21 protein-coding genes are annotated in these 15,435 nt (G+C 41.6%); 1 reads left to right on the top strand and 20 read right to left on the bottom strand.

Annotated elements, in window-relative coordinates; all coding sequences use genetic code 11:
- Positions 1-20 precede the first annotated feature (20 nt).
- The 8 genes from ACZ42W_RS08170 to ACZ42W_RS08135 all read right to left on the bottom strand — a co-directional run bounded on the left by ACZ42W_RS08170 (position 21) and on the right by ACZ42W_RS08135 (position 6,127).
- Positions 21-407: a hypothetical protein gene (locus ACZ42W_RS08170; protein ID WP_464169868.1), complete on the bottom strand. Its 387-nt coding sequence runs from the start codon at positions 405-407 to the stop codon at positions 21-23.
- Positions 404-769 (bottom strand): competence type IV pilus major pilin ComGC, encoded by a 366-nt coding sequence (locus ACZ42W_RS08165; RefSeq protein WP_464169866.1) that lies wholly within the window; start codon positions 767-769, stop codon positions 404-406. The genes ACZ42W_RS08170 and ACZ42W_RS08165 overlap by 4 nt, the downstream gene beginning before the upstream one ends.
- Positions 770-1,202: 433 nt before the next feature.
- Positions 1,203-2,285 carry a 3-dehydroquinate synthase gene (aroB, locus tag ACZ42W_RS08160; protein ID WP_464169864.1) on the bottom strand — a complete coding sequence of 361 codons (1,083 nt, stop codon included), beginning with the start codon at positions 2,283-2,285 and terminating at the stop codon, positions 1,203-1,205.
- Positions 2,266-2,817, bottom strand: coding sequence for a shikimate kinase (locus ACZ42W_RS08155; protein ID WP_464169862.1), 552 nt, complete (start codon positions 2,815-2,817; stop codon positions 2,266-2,268). Before ACZ42W_RS08155 ends, aroB begins: the two co-directional genes overlap by 20 nt.
- A 2-nt stretch (positions 2,818-2,819) precedes the next feature.
- Positions 2,820-3,968 carry a chorismate synthase gene (aroC, locus tag ACZ42W_RS08150; RefSeq protein WP_464169860.1) on the bottom strand — a complete coding sequence of 383 codons (1,149 nt, stop codon included), beginning with the start codon at positions 3,966-3,968 and terminating at the stop codon, positions 2,820-2,822.
- A gap of 14 nt (positions 3,969-3,982) precedes the next feature.
- On the bottom strand, positions 3,983-4,480 hold the full coding sequence (locus ACZ42W_RS08145; RefSeq protein WP_464169859.1) for a prepilin-type N-terminal cleavage/methylation domain-containing protein: 498 nt from the start codon (positions 4,478-4,480) through the stop codon (positions 3,983-3,985).
- A gap of 116 nt (positions 4,481-4,596) precedes the next feature.
- Positions 4,597-5,421 carry a shikimate dehydrogenase gene (gene aroE / locus ACZ42W_RS08140; protein WP_464169857.1) on the bottom strand — a complete coding sequence of 275 codons (825 nt, stop codon included), beginning with the start codon at positions 5,419-5,421 and terminating at the stop codon, positions 4,597-4,599.
- Positions 5,422-5,596: 175 nt separating this feature from the next.
- Positions 5,597-6,127 (bottom strand): YqeG family HAD IIIA-type phosphatase, encoded by a 531-nt coding sequence (locus tag ACZ42W_RS08135; protein ID WP_464169855.1) that lies wholly within the window; start codon positions 6,125-6,127, stop codon positions 5,597-5,599.
- 234 nt (positions 6,128-6,361) lie between these two features.
- On the opposite strand from ACZ42W_RS08135, the gene ACZ42W_RS08130 reads away from it, so the two are divergent.
- A complete protein-coding gene (locus tag ACZ42W_RS08130; RefSeq protein ID WP_464169853.1) occupies positions 6,362-7,252 on the top strand; it encodes a phosphatidylserine decarboxylase in 891 nt (296 codons plus the stop codon).
- A gap of 62 nt (positions 7,253-7,314) precedes the next feature.
- Here ACZ42W_RS08130 and ACZ42W_RS08125 read toward each other — a convergent pair whose 3' ends face one another.
- The 12 genes from ACZ42W_RS08125 to ACZ42W_RS08070 all read right to left on the bottom strand — a co-directional run bounded on the left by ACZ42W_RS08125 (position 7,315) and on the right by ACZ42W_RS08070 (position 15,007).
- Positions 7,315-7,650 carry a branched-chain amino acid transporter permease gene (locus tag ACZ42W_RS08125; RefSeq protein WP_464169852.1) on the bottom strand — a complete coding sequence of 112 codons (336 nt, stop codon included), beginning with the start codon at positions 7,648-7,650 and terminating at the stop codon, positions 7,315-7,317.
- The gene (locus ACZ42W_RS08120; protein ID WP_464169850.1) at positions 7,617-8,345 is read right to left on the bottom strand and encodes an AzlC family ABC transporter permease; all 729 of its coding nucleotides are present in this window, start codon (positions 8,343-8,345) and stop codon (positions 7,617-7,619) included. Before ACZ42W_RS08120 ends, ACZ42W_RS08125 begins: the two co-directional genes overlap by 34 nt.
- A gap of 44 nt (positions 8,346-8,389) precedes the next feature.
- Positions 8,390-8,863 (bottom strand): Lrp/AsnC family transcriptional regulator, encoded by a 474-nt coding sequence (locus tag ACZ42W_RS08115; RefSeq protein ID WP_464169848.1) that lies wholly within the window; start codon positions 8,861-8,863, stop codon positions 8,390-8,392.
- A gap of 152 nt (positions 8,864-9,015) precedes the next feature.
- On the bottom strand, positions 9,016-9,624 hold the full coding sequence (locus ACZ42W_RS08110) for a 4Fe-4S binding protein (RefSeq protein ID WP_464169846.1): 609 nt from the start codon (positions 9,622-9,624) through the stop codon (positions 9,016-9,018).
- Between the two features lie 90 nt (positions 9,625-9,714).
- Entirely contained in the window at positions 9,715-10,374 is a 660-nt protein-coding gene (locus ACZ42W_RS08105; RefSeq protein ID WP_464169844.1) for an oxidoreductase, read from the bottom strand.
- A 55-nt stretch (positions 10,375-10,429) separates the two neighbouring features.
- On the bottom strand, positions 10,430-11,125 hold the full coding sequence (locus ACZ42W_RS08100; protein ID WP_464169843.1) for a class I SAM-dependent methyltransferase: 696 nt from the start codon (positions 11,123-11,125) through the stop codon (positions 10,430-10,432).
- Positions 11,126-11,162: 37 nt separating this feature from the next.
- Positions 11,163-11,528 (bottom strand): DUF4180 domain-containing protein, encoded by a 366-nt coding sequence (locus ACZ42W_RS08095; RefSeq protein WP_464169841.1) that lies wholly within the window; start codon positions 11,526-11,528, stop codon positions 11,163-11,165.
- Positions 11,525-11,992: a pyridoxamine 5'-phosphate oxidase family protein gene (locus ACZ42W_RS08090; protein WP_464169839.1), complete on the bottom strand. Its 468-nt coding sequence runs from the start codon at positions 11,990-11,992 to the stop codon at positions 11,525-11,527. Before ACZ42W_RS08090 ends, ACZ42W_RS08095 begins: the two co-directional genes overlap by 4 nt.
- A 376-nt stretch (positions 11,993-12,368) precedes the next feature.
- Positions 12,369-12,827: a hypothetical protein gene (locus ACZ42W_RS08085; protein ID WP_464169836.1), complete on the bottom strand. Its 459-nt coding sequence runs from the start codon at positions 12,825-12,827 to the stop codon at positions 12,369-12,371.
- A 248-nt stretch (positions 12,828-13,075) separates the two neighbouring features.
- On the bottom strand, positions 13,076-13,510 hold the full coding sequence (locus ACZ42W_RS08080) for a GNAT family N-acetyltransferase (protein WP_464169834.1): 435 nt from the start codon (positions 13,508-13,510) through the stop codon (positions 13,076-13,078).
- Between the two features lie 67 nt (positions 13,511-13,577).
- Positions 13,578-14,333, bottom strand: a complete 756-nt coding sequence (locus tag ACZ42W_RS08075; RefSeq protein ID WP_464169832.1) for a metallophosphoesterase family protein — start codon at positions 14,331-14,333, stop codon at positions 13,578-13,580.
- 203 nt (positions 14,334-14,536) lie between these two features.
- Positions 14,537-15,007, bottom strand: coding sequence for a hypothetical protein (locus tag ACZ42W_RS08070; RefSeq protein WP_464169830.1), 471 nt, complete (start codon positions 15,005-15,007; stop codon positions 14,537-14,539).
- Positions 15,008-15,435 lie beyond the last annotated feature (428 nt).

Raw genomic sequence — 15,435 nt, 5'->3', positions numbered from 1 at the left:
TCTTCATGCTCAGTGCTTAATCACTGGATCGAGAAAAGAGTATCTAGAGTATAATTCCGTGTTTTCTGTTTCTCCTTCCAAGTGACCTTCACTTGAACTCTTAACAATTCCCCGGGGGTATGCCATTCAGCGAATACCTGCCACTTAAAGCGTCCCTTCTGCCCTTCCACAGTTTCACCCGGTTTACATCGACTCTCCGCGAAATTATCTATCCAAGGATGTGCTGCCAGATCTTCCATTAAATATTGAGCGTGATTCGCAGCCTCTGTTAGATTAATCACTTGCTGAGCTTCTTGAGTTGCCCCTTCGGTTAATCCATATAAGGCTGAAAACCCAAGAGTAAAGAGAAATAGCGCAAATACAACATCCAAAAGGACAAAACCTTGTTCACCCTTTCCAGAATTCATGGAGTCGTCGTCCTCACTTTCCCTTGAGCATCGAGCTCATAGGGTAAAGCCCCCTTCATTGGATTCACGAGTGCCCGATCCAAATAGGGTCCGCTCCACCCTCTCACCTCAGTGGCTGGTGAGATCAGATCCTCTATACTCCCTGGGATTTCTCCGGTATCCAGCGTATATAGTTCCACTGCCCCTTCAATCCGCAGGCGGTTAGCGGAATCCGCTTTCACACGTGCTAGACTCTCCGAAGAAGTGAACCGAGGTGCAACTTGATAGACTAAAATCATCATGATAAAAAGAACCAGCAAAACTTCGAGTAAGGTAAAACCCTTGTTACTCCTTTGAGGTGACTTTAATTTTTGATTGCTCATTAAATCGAGCTCCAATCATCCCATATTCACTCTAATCAGGGATAAAAGTCATCTATTCTTTATTAAACGTACATATTCTATCTATTATACTTTGAATTCCTTTCGTCAAAGGACAGCACGACACAATTTCCTGTATTTATCTATAACCTTATTGCTTCTCGGATTCTTCGATAATTTTCAGGTTCTTTTGACTATGAATTGCTCTTCCGGTTAATCAGCAAAGTCTATTCCTCAAATCAACACCCTCAGAGAGGAACGGTCAAGAGCATTCCCTACATGGTCCTACTACGGATGCATAACTTACATGTAACATTCAAGACCGTCTTCAATAAAAAGGCCCTGTGTCACGTCATTTTTTGCAGTGACACAGGACCTTAATTTGTTTGACGGTCGTAGAGAACGGTCATGACCGTTCCGTAGCGGGTTGATCGGACTAGAGAATAACCTTCATCCAAGCCCTCAGGATTTCCTCATCTAGAGCATCTTTAATCACCACGGCTTGCCCGATTCCTTTGGGTAAAACGAGCACTTTCTGCCCGTTCTGATTTTTCTTGTCTGCACCCATTAGATTGAGAAGGATTTGTGGGTCTTTTGCTTGTATGTTGACAGGAAGCCCAAATCCCTTTAAGAGGGAAATCAGTCTTTCCACCTCCTCCAAGCTCATAAATCCACGTTCTTGGGCAAAATGGGCAGCCGCCACCATACCGATACTCACTCCCTGACCATGGCTAATCCCTTTATAGGCCATTTCAGTTTCCAAAGCATGTCCAAAGCTATGTCCGAGATTAAGGAACAATCGCCGTCCCTGTTCATTCTCATCTTCCGAAACGATTTTGACCTTTACTGCAGAGGAGCGTGAGCTGATTTGTCTGAAAAGTTCAGGGTTGCGCTCTGTAATTGCCACTTGATGTTTCTCGAGAAAAGAGAGAAGTTCTGAATCGGCAATAACAGCATGTTTAATCGTCTCTGCTAAGCCATTCTGTACTTCCTCCCAAGGGAGAGTCTCTAAGGTTGAGAAATCAGTCCAGACCGCCAGCGGAGGATAAAAATCTCCAAGGAGGTTCTTCCCTGCGGGGTGGTTCACTGCAACTTTTCCGCCGATGCTACTATCGACCATTGCCAAGAGGGTTGTCGGAAGTTGCACGAGACGAATTCCACGCATAAATAGGCTCGCGAAAAGGCCAGCTAAATCGCCGATCACCCCACCGCCGAGCGCAAGAACAACCGTCTTTCGATCCGCGCCACAGGCTATAGCAGCCGTTGTCAACTCACTTAGCCGCTCTAAGGATTTTTCCTCTTCTCCTTCAGGGACGACCAAGGTATCCACACGGTAGGCTTCAAGTCCTTTTTTAAGACGTTCCAGATGATGCTTGGCCACTAGGGGGTGTGTAATCACCAAAAGGTGCCCTGAAGATCCAATTCGTGTCGTCAAGTATGCTCCTAAATCTTCGAGATTCACCCCAAGGAAAACAGGATACGGTTTCTGTGAGGCGACATCAATTTTCTGCCCTTTCATCGCTTACTCCCCCTTTGATCTCGCAGATAATTTCCTGAACGACTTCGTCTATACCCATATCTGTCGTATCAATAATTAAGTCTGCCTGTCTATAGATAGGTTGTCGCTTCGCCCAGCGCTCCTCAATCTCTTCTCGATCTCCCCTTAATAAAGGGCGATCATTTCGATACCCAATACGTTCGTAAATCACATCAAGAGGAGCATATAGAGTAACCATTACACCACTTTGGGCTAATTCCTCCCAATTCAGTGGATTAAGTACAGCCCCCCCACCGGTTGCAATCACACAATTCACTCGTTCTTTTAAGCGCCGTACGAGGAGTCTTTCTTCTGAACGAAAACGAGTTTCTCCATGCCTCCGAAAAATCTCAGAAACACATAAACCCGTCAGCCTTTCAATTTCAACATCTGTATCGATAAAACTCCAGCCGAGAATTTTGGCCAAGCGCTTTCCCACGCTACTCTTCCCCGTCCCCATGAATCCAACCAAGATAATATTTTGTTTCTCTTTTCTTAATTTAAATTCACTCATACTCATTGCTCTCTCAAATACTTCTGATAATTACCCCAAGATTGACGAAGTTCATCCAGGGTATCAGCGGGAAACTTCTCTAGGACGGCTTGCAGGATTTCCCAAGCTACCACATGCTTAAGGACTGTCAAAGCGGCGGGAACAGCGCAAACATCGCTTCGCTCGATGCTCGCTTCCATCGGTTCCTTCGTTTCCAAGTTTACCGTTTTCAAAGGTCGATAAAGGGTTGGAATAGGTTTCATGACGGCTTGGAGAACAATCGGTTCCCCGTTCGTCATACCCCCTTCGATTCCTCCCGCATTATTTCCAAAATGATAATAGCCCTGACCCTGTTCGTAACCTATTGGATCATGCACCTCAGAGCCGAAGCGTTTGCCTGCTTCAAAGCCCAGTCCAAAGGAGATCCCTTTCATTGCTTGAACGGATAGAATCGCTTGGGCGAGTCGACCATCTAACTTCCGATCCCACTGCACATAAGACCCTAGACCAGCAGGAAGATTCCTGACTTGAATCTCTAAGATCCCCCCTAATGATTCTCCCTCTGTTCGTGCCAGCTTAAGCTGATCATTCAGCGCGTCTTCTCCCGAAGAATCCCCTACTTTCCACTCCGAACGTTCCACGCGGTCCCAGAATTCAGGAGAGTCTTCCAATTGCAGCTGAACGCGGCCTACAGAGATCACCTGACCACGGACTTCGACCCCGAGCTCTGCGAGGATTTGTAAGGCAATATTTCCTATCGCAACACGCATTGCTGTCTCCCGAGCACTAGCTCGCTCCAAAACATTGCGTACTTCTGTCCTGTATTTTAAAGACCCTGTTAAATCTGCATGTCCTGGACGAGGTGCGATGACTTTTCGACTTTCACAGTCGGCCTCACTTCCCGAGGCCATAATCTTCTCCCAATTTGCCCAATCCCTATTCAGGATTTCTAGGGCAATAGGAGCACCCGTCGTTAAACCTCCTCGTACTCCAGAGAGGATATTCACTTCGTCCTTTTCAATCATCATTCGGCCCCCTCGGCCAGGACCTTTCTGACGATCTTGGAGGGCCTGATCCATTTTTTCCTTAGATACGGGTACTCCTGCAGGAATCCCTTCGAGAATCCCCACGAGCTTGGGCCCATGAGATTCTCCGGCCGTCAGATAACGCACGATAAACCCCTCCTTTACTTTATTTCTTCACGAATTCTCCCCGTGATCAGCGCGGTGATAATATTTCTAATATTCTTCCCATTGGTCAGGGAAATGGTTCCCGTCAGAGGGGGAGTCCCCGTAAAAATGGGAGTTCCCGAGGAAGAAAAACGGATCGTATTCGGGCGATTAACAAATTTAGTTTTCTCTGGTAAAGGGATAGTCTTGATGAAGATGTTCCCCTCTTTTAGAACTTTATAAGTATTCGTCTCTGGATAAAATCTGACCTCATACCACGTGTTTTCTGCCAATGCACTTTGTCGGGCATCTCGAAGCTCCTGCATCATCTGTGTACTTGCTAAAGCAAGATTCCGGTTCTCAAGCTGAACAGGAAGTTTGACCAGAAGGACAAAACCCGCACCAGCTAACAAGATTAAGACAAGGAGTATCTCAAGGAGCGTGAAGCCTGAATTCTTCCGAGTCTTTAATAAGCTTAAAGGTAAGCCTTTGCCACCTTGATTGCCTTCCTTCATATACGCTCCTCAATCCAGTAAATCTACACGTTAGGGCCGAAACCCTACGAAACAAGTGCGATTATCTACGCGACAAAAGGGCTTTCGTCCTGAGCGAGAATCTAAGCCATAGGGTCTTAAAAATATTTCAAGGTATTATATAAGGCGGCCCTCATTGCCCCCACAGGGGCTTGTCCCCCTAACCAATACTCCCAGGCAGCAACACCTTGGTAAAGCAACATCCCCGCCCCATTTATCGTTCTGCACCCTTGTTGTTTGGCAGAGTGCAAAAAGTCAGTCTCCCAGGGATTGAATATGATATCGACGACCAACGTTGCGGGCGAAATTCCTTTAAGTGAAAAGGGATACTCTTCTCTTTCCAAGCCGAGTGTGGTCGTTTGAATCACACAGTCAGCTTCGGAAACCCAGTCTCCTTGACCCCACTCCTCAAATTCAGCCTTCCCACCGAAGCCGCGAATATTCTCTACTAAGTCCCTTGCCCTTTCAGCGGTTCTATTCAAAACGTGGAGCTCGACTCCTAAAGGAGCTAAAGCCATGGCAATCCCTTTTGCTGCCCCGCCGGCTCCTAATATTACTATTTTTTTACCTGGCTCTATATCGATCCATTCTTGAATTGAACGGACTAACCCTATCCCATCTGTGTTATGTCCGACTAGCCGACCTTCACTCACACTTACAGTATTCACTGCCCCTGCCCGTCGAGCTTCTAACGTCAGCTCATCGAGGAACGAAAGAATTTTTTCTTTATGGGGAACAGTTACATTCCATCCTGAAAACCCTAGACCTTTTAACCCCTTAACGGCATCTCCTAAGTCCTCAGGCCTAACCTCGAACTTTTGATACTCAGCGTTTAAGCCAATCGACTGATACCCTGCACGGTGCATCACTGGGGAAAGGGAGTGTGCGATTGGGTGACCAATCACCGCAAAATGCTTTTCCATACCAAGACTCCCTTCTTACTTAATGTAAACGCGCTTCACTCATTTGATATAATGGGAGTGGCTTGTGTTAAACTTATGGACGGTCATATCTGGAATCAAATTATTCTTGAATAAGCGGAACGGAATGGTCTACCCATTCCGTTATCTTGATACTCCCATTCCTATTTATTCAGTCTCAGCGTACTTTGGGGCTATGTGGTTTTGCAGTCGCAAAATGCTTCATCGCCCACACCAACACACGCTCCATTTGACGTAAAAAGCGTGTCCCGATAAACTCTCGATCACTTATGGGTAATACCAAAATGGTGCAAAGTCCTAATCGATTTCCGCCTAGGATGTCCGTAAACAGTTGATCCCCAATGACAGCAGTATCCGAAGTTCCCGTCCCTAAGATTTCCATCCCGGAACGGAAGGCTTTACGCCGTGGTTTAGTTGCTCGAAATACAAATGGTATACGTAAGTGTTCAGCAACGACTGCAACCCGTTGCTTATGCTTATTATTGGATACGACACACGCCTGAATTCCAGCGGCCTGTACCTTTTCAAACCACTGCGCGACCTTCGGCCCGACCTCCAAGTCGTTCCAAGGTGTCATTGTATTGTCTAGGTCAATAATAAGACCCCGTATACCTTCCCGTTTGAGTTTCTCGATCGGGATGCTATCCAGTGAATCCGCTTGAAAAGTAGGCTTGAAGAGATCAAACATAGCTACCTCCCAGACATGGCATTTTTTACTTATTATATCGTAGAGTCAGGCTCTGAGCAAGCCAGCACTCTCTAAAAGTGGGGGCCCCTCATTTAGTTTATGGTCGCCCGACCTGTCCAGGTGTTTTGCGAGTAAAAAAAATCGTCCATAATAGATATTTTTATAATTTACTGCTTTCAAGAGTGGTTAAAATTAAGAAAATAATTTACAATAACCTCAGTAGGAGTTGAAGCAATGATAAAGTATTATGACCGAAAAAATAAATGCTATGAAATTGAGAAAGTAGCTGGAGAAAAGGTTTTGAATTGGACCTACTCCTCCCCCATGGGCATGAAGCTTTTAGAATCCGTCCTGAAAAAAAGAATGAGTTCAAGCCTCTATGGTTGGTATCTGGATAGAAGGATAAGTAAAAATAAAATAAACCCTTTTATCCATAAATTCAACCTTGATCTATCGATCGCTGAAAAGACGGTAAAGGACTTTTCCTCCTTCAATGACTTCTTTTATAGAAAGTTAAAGCCAGCAGCACGCCCCATAGACAGTGATCGACGCTCCGTCGTCTCCCTCGGAGATGGAAAACTTTTTGCCTATGAGACTATAGATCTGGATAGGCTCGTTCAGGTCAAAGGCTTTACCTATAGTCTTCGTGAACTGATCAAAAACGAGGAAGTTGCTAAGAAATATTGCAACGGAACCTGCTTAATTCTAAGACTTTGTCCTACGGATTATCACCGCTTCCATTTCATCGATAGTGGAACGTGTGAGGCTACATCAAAAATAAAAGGGGCTTACTATTCCGTAAACCCAGTCGCGCTTCAAAAGGTCGCGAAGCTTTTCTGTGAAAATAAAAGAGAATGGAGCACCTTCCATTCTGATAACTTTGGAGACATCTTATATATCGAGGTCGGAGCAACCTTTGTGGGTTCAATCATTCAAACCTATACTCCCCATAAGAAAGTAACCCGCGGGGAGGAAAAGGGGTATTTCAAATTTGGGGGTTCCACGGTTATCCTCTTCTTCGAAGCGGGTAAGATTAAGATTGATAAGGACATCGTAGAACAGACCCAATTAGGGTATGAAACCTATGTACTCTTGGGCGAAAAGATTGGGGAGAAATGCGAATAACTTGTCCTCCAAATAATTAGCTCGACTTCAGAGGGAGGTATCTCTCCAGAAGTCGAGTTTTTTTATACAAAGACAAACTGTACTAAGGCCATGTAAAGCAAGGTTCCCCCACCTATGCTCAAGAGAACATTATTTTTCCACACGTGAATCAGGGCTATACAAGTTATAGCAATGCCTTCAGGGAGACCGTAAGGTGCGGCTATTAGCGTCACATTTTTTATGCAGTACACAATGAGCAGACCAATGGCTGCGAAAGGAAGCACATCTCCTAAATAAAGAATAAATTTAGGGGTTTCTCGATGAGGAGGAAAAAGAAAGAAAGGCAGTGCTCGTGTCAGAAAGGTTCCAAAAGCAATCACGGTAATTAGGATGAGCGACTGCTGGACGGTAAGTAACATTTATCTTCCCCCTTCTCAAACGATTTTCGATACATAGTCAAAGCTGCGATAATCAGAATCATCGCGGGGATAATAAAATTTTCCGGGCCAAATAACAGCAAGCAAACAACCGATGCACCTACTCCAATCAGGGCTGGGGCATGTTTTTTTTGTGATTTCCATTGGTTGATAAAGATAACGACAAACAAGGCCGTCATGACAAAATCTATTCCCTTCGTATTAAAGGAGACCAAAGAACCTAAAATACCGCCAATAGCTGATGCCGTCACCCAATAAATTTGGTTAAGAAAAGTGATGAAGAACATAAACCAGCCTCGATCGACGCCTTCAGGAGGCTCAGTAGAACAAAGGATGGAGAACGTTTCGTCGACAAGTCCAAACATGAGATAGGGCTTTTTCTTCCCTGCTTCATTGAATTTCTCCAAGAGGGAAAGCCCATAAAACAAGTGTCTTGCATTGACCATAAGTGTCATGAGAAAGGCATTTAAGGGATTAAACGCCATAGTCAGCAAATTGATGGCCACATACTGCATCGAACCAGCGAAAATGAAAATACTCATAAAAATCGCCCATCCAAAATGATACCCTTTACTATTTAAAAGGATACCAAAGGCTATGCCCAGAAACAGATAGCCTGTCATTACAGGAAGGGTATAGGGAAAGGCTGCCTTTAAGGCTTTTATCTTTTCCTGCATGTTGATATTCTCCGCTCCTCTACTTTCATTCCGTCTTTCGATGTCTACTCTAGATCAAGCGGAATGGTTAATGTACGTTTTTCCGTATTCATAACGATACTCGTTTCCACTCGGCTCACACCGGGTATCGCCATGAGTGAATCAATGATAAAGTTCCTAAAAGCAGACATGTCTTTCGTTACAACCTTCAACAGGTAATCGCGGCTGCCCGTGAGTGTATAACATTCAATGACATTGGGGATTTCATTAATTCTCTCCAGAAAGTTATTGGCAACCTCACGATTGAGCGGGGAAAGATTAACCATAGTAAATGCCATCAATTCGATACCCATCTTTTTTTCATCGATGAACGTGGTAAATTGTTGAATGACCCCTAATTCTTTTAGGTTTTTCGTTCTTGCAAGACATGCCGAAGGAGACAATCCAATCAGCTTAGACAACTCTAAGTTTGAAATCGAGGAATCTTCCTGCAACGCATGAATAATTACTTTATCGTGATTATCAAGAGTTATCTCCATAATATAATTCTCCTTTCAAGGAAAATCAAAGAATAATATATCGTTATACACCATTTATACTATATATTATTTCGAGTTGTCAAGACGTTGTAGAATAAATCCAGAAAAACGAAAAGCTGTCAAATACGAGATTATCGTATTTGACAGCTTTTTTAGCCCCTTTTCCCAAAAGCCATGGGGCATTTTGTTCTACATCGGTTACAATTTACAACATCATATCCTCTATCATTACTTGCATAAGCACACTTTCTGCAAAGCTTTTGATTTACACTATACTCATTTATTGCACTAACTGGGCAATTATCAATACATAAGCTACATTCTTTTATACAAATACTCTCAGCGGGCGTATCTGATGGCAAATTCAAATTTGTTAAAGCAGCACCAATATTAAGCATATTTCCATACTGACTATTGAGCAACAACGTGCTTTTCCCAAGGGTTCCTATACCTGCCAATACAGCCGCATGCTTCATAGAAATTATACCCCGCCCCTCCATTTCTTTTGCATCCCAATAATCATAGGGTCCATCAGAAGGGATGGGTACGGCAATTCCGTTATATGTTTTTTCAATTTCATTAGAAGCTAAATAGGCAATTCTATCCAATTCCACAGGGCTAATGCTATTAAAATGTTGATAAATAATCCTCGGACTTACATAGGCTAATCCCCTCGGAATTTTCTTAGCAAAAACAATCACTGATTTACAATCAGGATAAATGTCCTTAGGATGAAAGCCCTTTGGTGCATCGATAAACAACTCAATATTGGCAACACCGCAAACTTCTGCGCCAAGATTAATGAAAATCTCTTTGATTTTATCTTTTATATACCCAACTCCTACTCGTTTCTAAGCCATTTCTGTTATTTCATCGGATAGATAGGTATGAACACCTACTGCATTACTCAGGGCAGCCTTAACCATTCCTGTGGCCACTGTTTTAGCGGTGATAGGTTTATACTTCTTCAGCGAGCCTACGAAGATGAATGAAACGCCTTTTGTTACATAGGTCGATACCCATTCACCAAACCGAACCTCTTTTCTATCTCCAAGTAATAACGATGGTCGGAAGATATGTAACGATTTAATTCCTATCGCCTTGAGCTTTTCTTCGAGTAGCCCTTTCATACGGGAGTAGAACACTCGAGATTTAGCATTCGCCCCCATCGAACTGATAACCAGGAATTGTTGCGCCCCCATTTCTCTAGCTAGTCTGGCTATTTCCAGAGGATAGTCAACATCAACCTTTTTGAATGCCTCTTGAGTCTTGGCCGTCTTTATCGTTGTCCCTAAACAACAAAACACATCATCAACCTTGAAGCATTCTTTGTATTGAACCAAATTTTCAAATTCAATGACTCGCTCCTCAAGTTTTGGATGTTTTAAGCCGAGAGGTTTTCGAACAAGGATAAATACCTTCTCGTATACCGGGCTATTCAATAAGCAATTGAGTAGTTCACCACCAACTAACCCACTTGCCCCAAACAACAGTGCCAATCTACTTACCACGGAAATTTCCTCCTGTCCTGAAGTGAAGTAATGACCGCCCGTTAGAATGACACGGTCAAACCCTTAACCACCATATTCCTGTACACTCTGGAACAATGGTAAGCTTTTCTCTTTCGACTCTGTCCGCTAATTCATCCCCGAAGAAAAATCTCGTCAATTCTTCCGCCTCTCCAACGGATTCAAACTGATAATCGGTACGTATGTAGGTATGAGAAAAGTCGAATTCGTTCTTTAACATATTATAATAGCCCTGAAGAAAATCAGGGGCTTGCGGAGTTTCATTACCTGTTCCCAACGTTTCGAGTATGATTAATTCACCCCCGGGGCGAACAACACGCTTCATTTCCGATATAACTTTCCTTATGTTGTTTTGCCAGTCATCAACATTGAAGCTTGCGATATAACAAATACTCCATCCTGCCATAACGATGTCAGCACTTTTATCTTCAACGGGCAGAGAACGGTGATCAGCCACAATAGTCTTATAATTGTTTAATCCGACATTCCTTAACTTAGCTGCAGTAACTTCTAGCATATGTTCGGATAAATCAAAAGCCAATATTGACTGAGCTATGGGTGCAAAAAGACAAGTTAGTCTTCCCGTACCTGCACCCAAATCAATAATTTCAGCACCTTCAAAAGTACAGATACTGGTAAGTGTTTGAGGAATCTTATTAAGGTAATCCTCCCGTGATATTAAACGATCGTACTGTTCTGCCTTGGTCTCGTACACTTCGTCATGATCAGGCATTCAATCTCCCCCCCATCTATAATCAAGGTCTTTCGTACTAATTTTTGCTCAATTTTTCAACAGCCTGCTTTTCATTCGGCAGAAAAAATATTGCATTCCCTTTGTTACTCTCATAAATGAAATCTTTCAAACTCTTACTTGTATATACAGAAAAATCACCGATAATAGCTATCTTTACCTGATAATTGATAAACTTTTGTAATATCTCCCCCGCAAGTTTTGTACTTAAGTCAAAGAAGTCCTCACATATCGCTGATTTATACAAAATTATACGATTACAACCTGTTTCATACTTTATCGTTGCCATAAAATCTAATGCCGACTGAACATCTGATATCAATATCTCGCTACTACTTACAACAGCGATTTCTATATTATTATCTTTTATAGTTGTTGTCCTCATAATCGTCCTCCAATCTTTCCGATTATCTCCTCAACCATTACTTTGTAGACTAGGACTGGTTCAATTTCTTCGTCACTAAATGGATACTGGTCTCCACCGGCTTTATAATGTTCAAGTATTTGAACTAATCCATATCTCTTCTCAACTAAGTCAACTACTAATTCAGCTGTTCCATGGACAACAACTGTTAAGTACCGTGCACCCCAATTGCAAGGTTTTTCATTTTCAATTATGCTGATATCTTGCTCAAATTCTACACAGATATGGCTATTTATTTTCAATATTTCTACTTTCTCTCCACTTCTAGCAGAATGGAAATATAAGTTACTTCCGTCAAAACCAAAGTTTAGTGGAATTACGTATGGGCGATCGTCTTTAACTAATCCAATTCTACAAACGAGTGCGCTATTTATTACGCTATTTAGAACTTCTATATCAGTAACCTGTTTATCCTTCCTTCTCATGCATTTCCTCCTCAGCAAAATTAGTCTGTCTTTATATTATTTAGGTAGTTTACCTAATGCCTTCCATATGTAAAGATGACACTTATGTGGAAATGACGGGTCGGCGAACATCAGGATGCATTGATGATGTATAACATTTATTCCATTCTTTTTACTGAAACCTATTGCCTCTTCTGATTCGGCCCCTTGCATGAGAACTTCTTTTCTGACCTAGATACGCCTACAACGGCCAATGTTTTCTGATCCAGAAAATTTCTAATTGCTTCTCTTGTTGTCAAAATACATACCCCTTTCTTACAGATCATTTTAGATTTGCAAATTATTAAAAATAGGAAATAGCTATTGATGACCAAGTAAACAATGACAAGTGTCTATATTAGCCCTTTAAATAGTATTTTTGCACACTGGGTAATAATGTCACCGCTTGTATAGCTAATCCGAGGAAGATATAGCCGACATGAATATGAATCATCTCTTTCAGGAAGAAAGCCTCTATAGTAATCCAAATAATGAGGACAAAGCCGAGATATATCGAGTATGCCCATGACCAATGCTTATCGAGAAATAGATTGAATGCATTGGCGGATTCAATCTGCGGTTTTTTGACAAGGGCAAAGGCAGTAAGCAAGGGAAAAACTCCTATGGCGATAAAAAGGATGAGCCCCGGAATCAAATAGCTTTCAAAAGGAGAATGTTCCAGCAGAGTAAGTGGCATTTTCATCAATTCTCCACTGGGGTCAATAACTAATCCGCCACCTCCGAAAATTGCCCCTATTCCCAATAAAAGATGAAGAAATACGAGTAATTTAGAGGTCATGGGCATTTTATTTTCCACAATCATTCCTTCTTTCCATTATTCGATGTTCCGGGCCCCAGACTTCTACTTATCAAGACGTTTCCTTAAAAGAATTAAGAACGTTACTACTATAAAAATGTCGCGATTATGATTATTGCCTTGAATAATTCTGTAACCAATTACCCTCTGAATGCTGTACTGAAGTTAACGGTACTACCACTGAGTTGCTTTCTGAAATAAATCTTTCTCTATTAAATGAGAATACCTGGATGTAAAACATATTGTTGTTACAGGTACTTTTTGAATCCTTGAACAAAGTCTAAATCATAGCCGATCGCTTTATAAAACTGATGTGCTTCTTTTCTATGACTTCCTGACACGAACATAGTGTAATAACAGTTTCTCTCTCGGCCAATTTCCTCGATCTCTTCCATAAGCTTTGCTCCAATTCCTCTACCACGCCAAGCACTTTTCACAACTACATTTTCAATAACCATAAATGGTTTGCACTCACCCACTAAGTCCAGGCAAATAATTCCCATTACTGAGCCTATTACTGAATTATCCTTTTTAGCAGTTAAAACGATATAATTAGGGTTTGACTCCATTAATCTGAAATTCTGATTCATCTTATCAAGATCGGTTCGCTCGCCAATCAGTTCTTCATATAGTTTAGATAATGATTCCAAATCTGCGCCTTTTGCGTGCTGTATAGTTAGCATTAGATTTTGCCCCCTGCCCAACCGTAATAAACTACTTTATCTTAGCAAAATGAAAATACGAATAAATTCATCTATACGATTTAGGTACCAAACCTTTTGAAACCAGTTCTATTACATTATCCGAAAACCCAGTATTAGATCGCGCCAATTCTTGTATATACTTACTTCTGTCATATTCAATATTTCTTTGCTCGTATAAAATCTTGTCATTAATAACTTCTAAAATCCCATACGCTGCTCTTGAATCTCCATCAAACGAGTATCCCACTGCTCCGGGATTTATTATTCTTTTCCCATGTCTATTTATATCCATCCTCGTATGAGTGTGGGCAACAAGTACAACAGTGGCGTTAATATCATTAAAAGCTATGCTTAAATCTTCATCACTCATGCCTTCTAAAACCTGTTCTGAATAAGAACGTGGTGAACCATGACAGCAGAAGATTCTCACTGAATCTCTAATAATCGTTTGGGGTTGAGAGAATTTCCTAATCTCATTGATTTCTTCTTTACCCAAATGGTCGACTAAGTACTTATACCTATAGAATATTCCACTTTCTTTATTTTCTTGGATTAGCAATGTTTCATCTAATTCATCAAACCATCCATCAGTATTACCTTTAATAAGAATAGTAGGTTTTAGCTCATGCAGTAACGTAAAACATTCTTTTGGATAAAGGCCATTTAACACTAGGTCACCTAAGAAAATGACTTCGTCAATGTTATTACGATTAATATCTTCTACGACCGACCGCAACGCATAAATGTTTCCATGTATATCTGCTATGACTGCAATTCTCAAACGAATTCCCCCTTTATCCACCTAAAATATCGCCTCCAGGTGAAGTACAACTTCCCGAGAAGCATTCGTATATTTGAACAGGGAACGGGCCTTCTATCAGAGCAAATTTTCCCTATAAATGAACAACCCTTTTGGGGTAAGATTTTCCCATTAATAATATTCTCTGAAATTAATTTAGCCCGGTAATATAGTATCAACAGTAATATTTGGATCCGAGCGTCAAATTACATTTTATTTCTATTCCAATTAACTTTTCGCTCCCATATAAAAAACAACCAAGAAAATGCTAACATTTGAATAGTTACTTCTGGTATTCCTATTAAATGTTCCCATAACGGAGTTCTAGTATATATCAAACCTTCAATTGAACCTGGAGTTGCTGATACTGATCCAATCAACGTAAACCCCCATAAAACTCCAAAAAGTATTAACCAGCCACGTTCACTATTAACAATTGTGTTATAAAAAGGAAATAGTAACAATGCAAAGAAAATGCCACGTAAAAACTGAAACAATGCGGAAGCTCGAACAATAGGGGAACCCAATGATCTAAAGTTAGCAAATTGATGTGAAGTTGTGAAAGCGCTTGTATAGTTCTGTAATTTCATAAAAATAAGGCCGGCAATTACATAAGTTATAACATGAACAAGCGAGAAACGTCCTACATATCCTAAAATTTTCCCTTTAAACATCATAATCACCCTTTCTAACTAAAAAATCTTTCCCCCTAAAGTCCGCGCATGGACGCACGGACCTTTGCGTTCCCCTGTGAGACACACCACTAAACGTTTAACCTATCAGCCTGGGAAATCTTTTACGGCCTCAAACGAATCAAACTGTAAATGCCCCAAAACTAATTAACAAACAACTATGTCAGTAATCTGTATAATACTATTATTACGCCTACGAAATAGAGCGTCGTAAAGATAGTTTTGTTATTCTTAGCCAACCACTTCGGAAGAAAGATATCAAATCCAACATCAGCTTGTTCGGTGTATTTCTCTCCCAGACGGGTAAGTGGGCATCGCCCTCCGTTCATAAGCAGGATAATTCCTTCAACTACGATTAGACCTATTGCGATCCAAAGTAATGTACCTATTCTGTCCAATATTGCAGCATATAG

This window comes from Desulfitobacterium elongatum (genome assembly GCF_055378975.1).
The sequence above is the reverse complement of the archived record's forward strand: the minus strand, read 5'-3'. Positions and strand labels throughout refer to the sequence as shown.

Excerpts from the sequence above, each read along its gene's own strand:
- ACZ42W_RS08170 (WP_464169868.1), bottom strand. The coding sequence starts at position 407 with ATGAATTCTGGAAAGGGTGAACAAGGTTTTGTCCTTTTGGATGTTGTA.
- ACZ42W_RS08165 (WP_464169866.1), bottom strand. The coding sequence starts at position 769 with ATGAGCAATCAAAAATTAAAGTCACCTCAAAGGAGTAACAAGGGTTTT.
- aroB (WP_464169864.1), bottom strand. The coding sequence starts at position 2,285 with ATGAAAGGGCAGAAAATTGATGTCGCCTCACAGAAACCGTATCCTGTT.
- ACZ42W_RS08155 (WP_464169862.1), bottom strand. The coding sequence starts at position 2,817 with ATGAGTGAATTTAAATTAAGAAAAGAGAAACAAAATATTATCTTGGTT.
- ACZ42W_RS08145 (WP_464169859.1), bottom strand. The coding sequence starts at position 4,480 with ATGAAGGAAGGCAATCAAGGTGGCAAAGGCTTACCTTTAAGCTTATTA.
- aroE (WP_464169857.1), bottom strand. The coding sequence starts at position 5,421 with ATGGAAAAGCATTTTGCGGTGATTGGTCACCCAATCGCACACTCCCTT.
- ACZ42W_RS08135 (WP_464169855.1), bottom strand. The coding sequence starts at position 6,127 with ATGTTTGATCTCTTCAAGCCTACTTTTCAAGCGGATTCACTGGATAGC.
- ACZ42W_RS08130 (WP_464169853.1), top strand. The coding sequence starts at position 6,362 with ATGATAAAGTATTATGACCGAAAAAATAAATGCTATGAAATTGAGAAA.
- ACZ42W_RS08125 (WP_464169852.1), bottom strand. The coding sequence starts at position 7,650 with ATGTTACTTACCGTCCAGCAGTCGCTCATCCTAATTACCGTGATTGCT.
- ACZ42W_RS08120 (WP_464169850.1), bottom strand. The coding sequence starts at position 8,345 with ATGCAGGAAAAGATAAAAGCCTTAAAGGCAGCCTTTCCCTATACCCTT.
- ACZ42W_RS08115 (WP_464169848.1), bottom strand. The coding sequence starts at position 8,863 with ATGGAGATAACTCTTGATAATCACGATAAAGTAATTATTCATGCGTTG.
- ACZ42W_RS08100 (WP_464169843.1), bottom strand. The coding sequence starts at position 11,125 with ATGCCTGATCATGACGAAGTGTACGAGACCAAGGCAGAACAGTACGAT.
- ACZ42W_RS08095 (WP_464169841.1), bottom strand. The coding sequence starts at position 11,528 with ATGAGGACAACAACTATAAAAGATAATAATATAGAAATCGCTGTTGTA.
- ACZ42W_RS08090 (WP_464169839.1), bottom strand. The coding sequence starts at position 11,992 with ATGAGAAGGAAGGATAAACAGGTTACTGATATAGAAGTTCTAAATAGC.
- ACZ42W_RS08080 (WP_464169834.1), bottom strand. The coding sequence starts at position 13,510 with ATGCTAACTATACAGCACGCAAAAGGCGCAGATTTGGAATCATTATCT.
- ACZ42W_RS08070 (WP_464169830.1), bottom strand. The coding sequence starts at position 15,007 with ATGATGTTTAAAGGGAAAATTTTAGGATATGTAGGACGTTTCTCGCTT.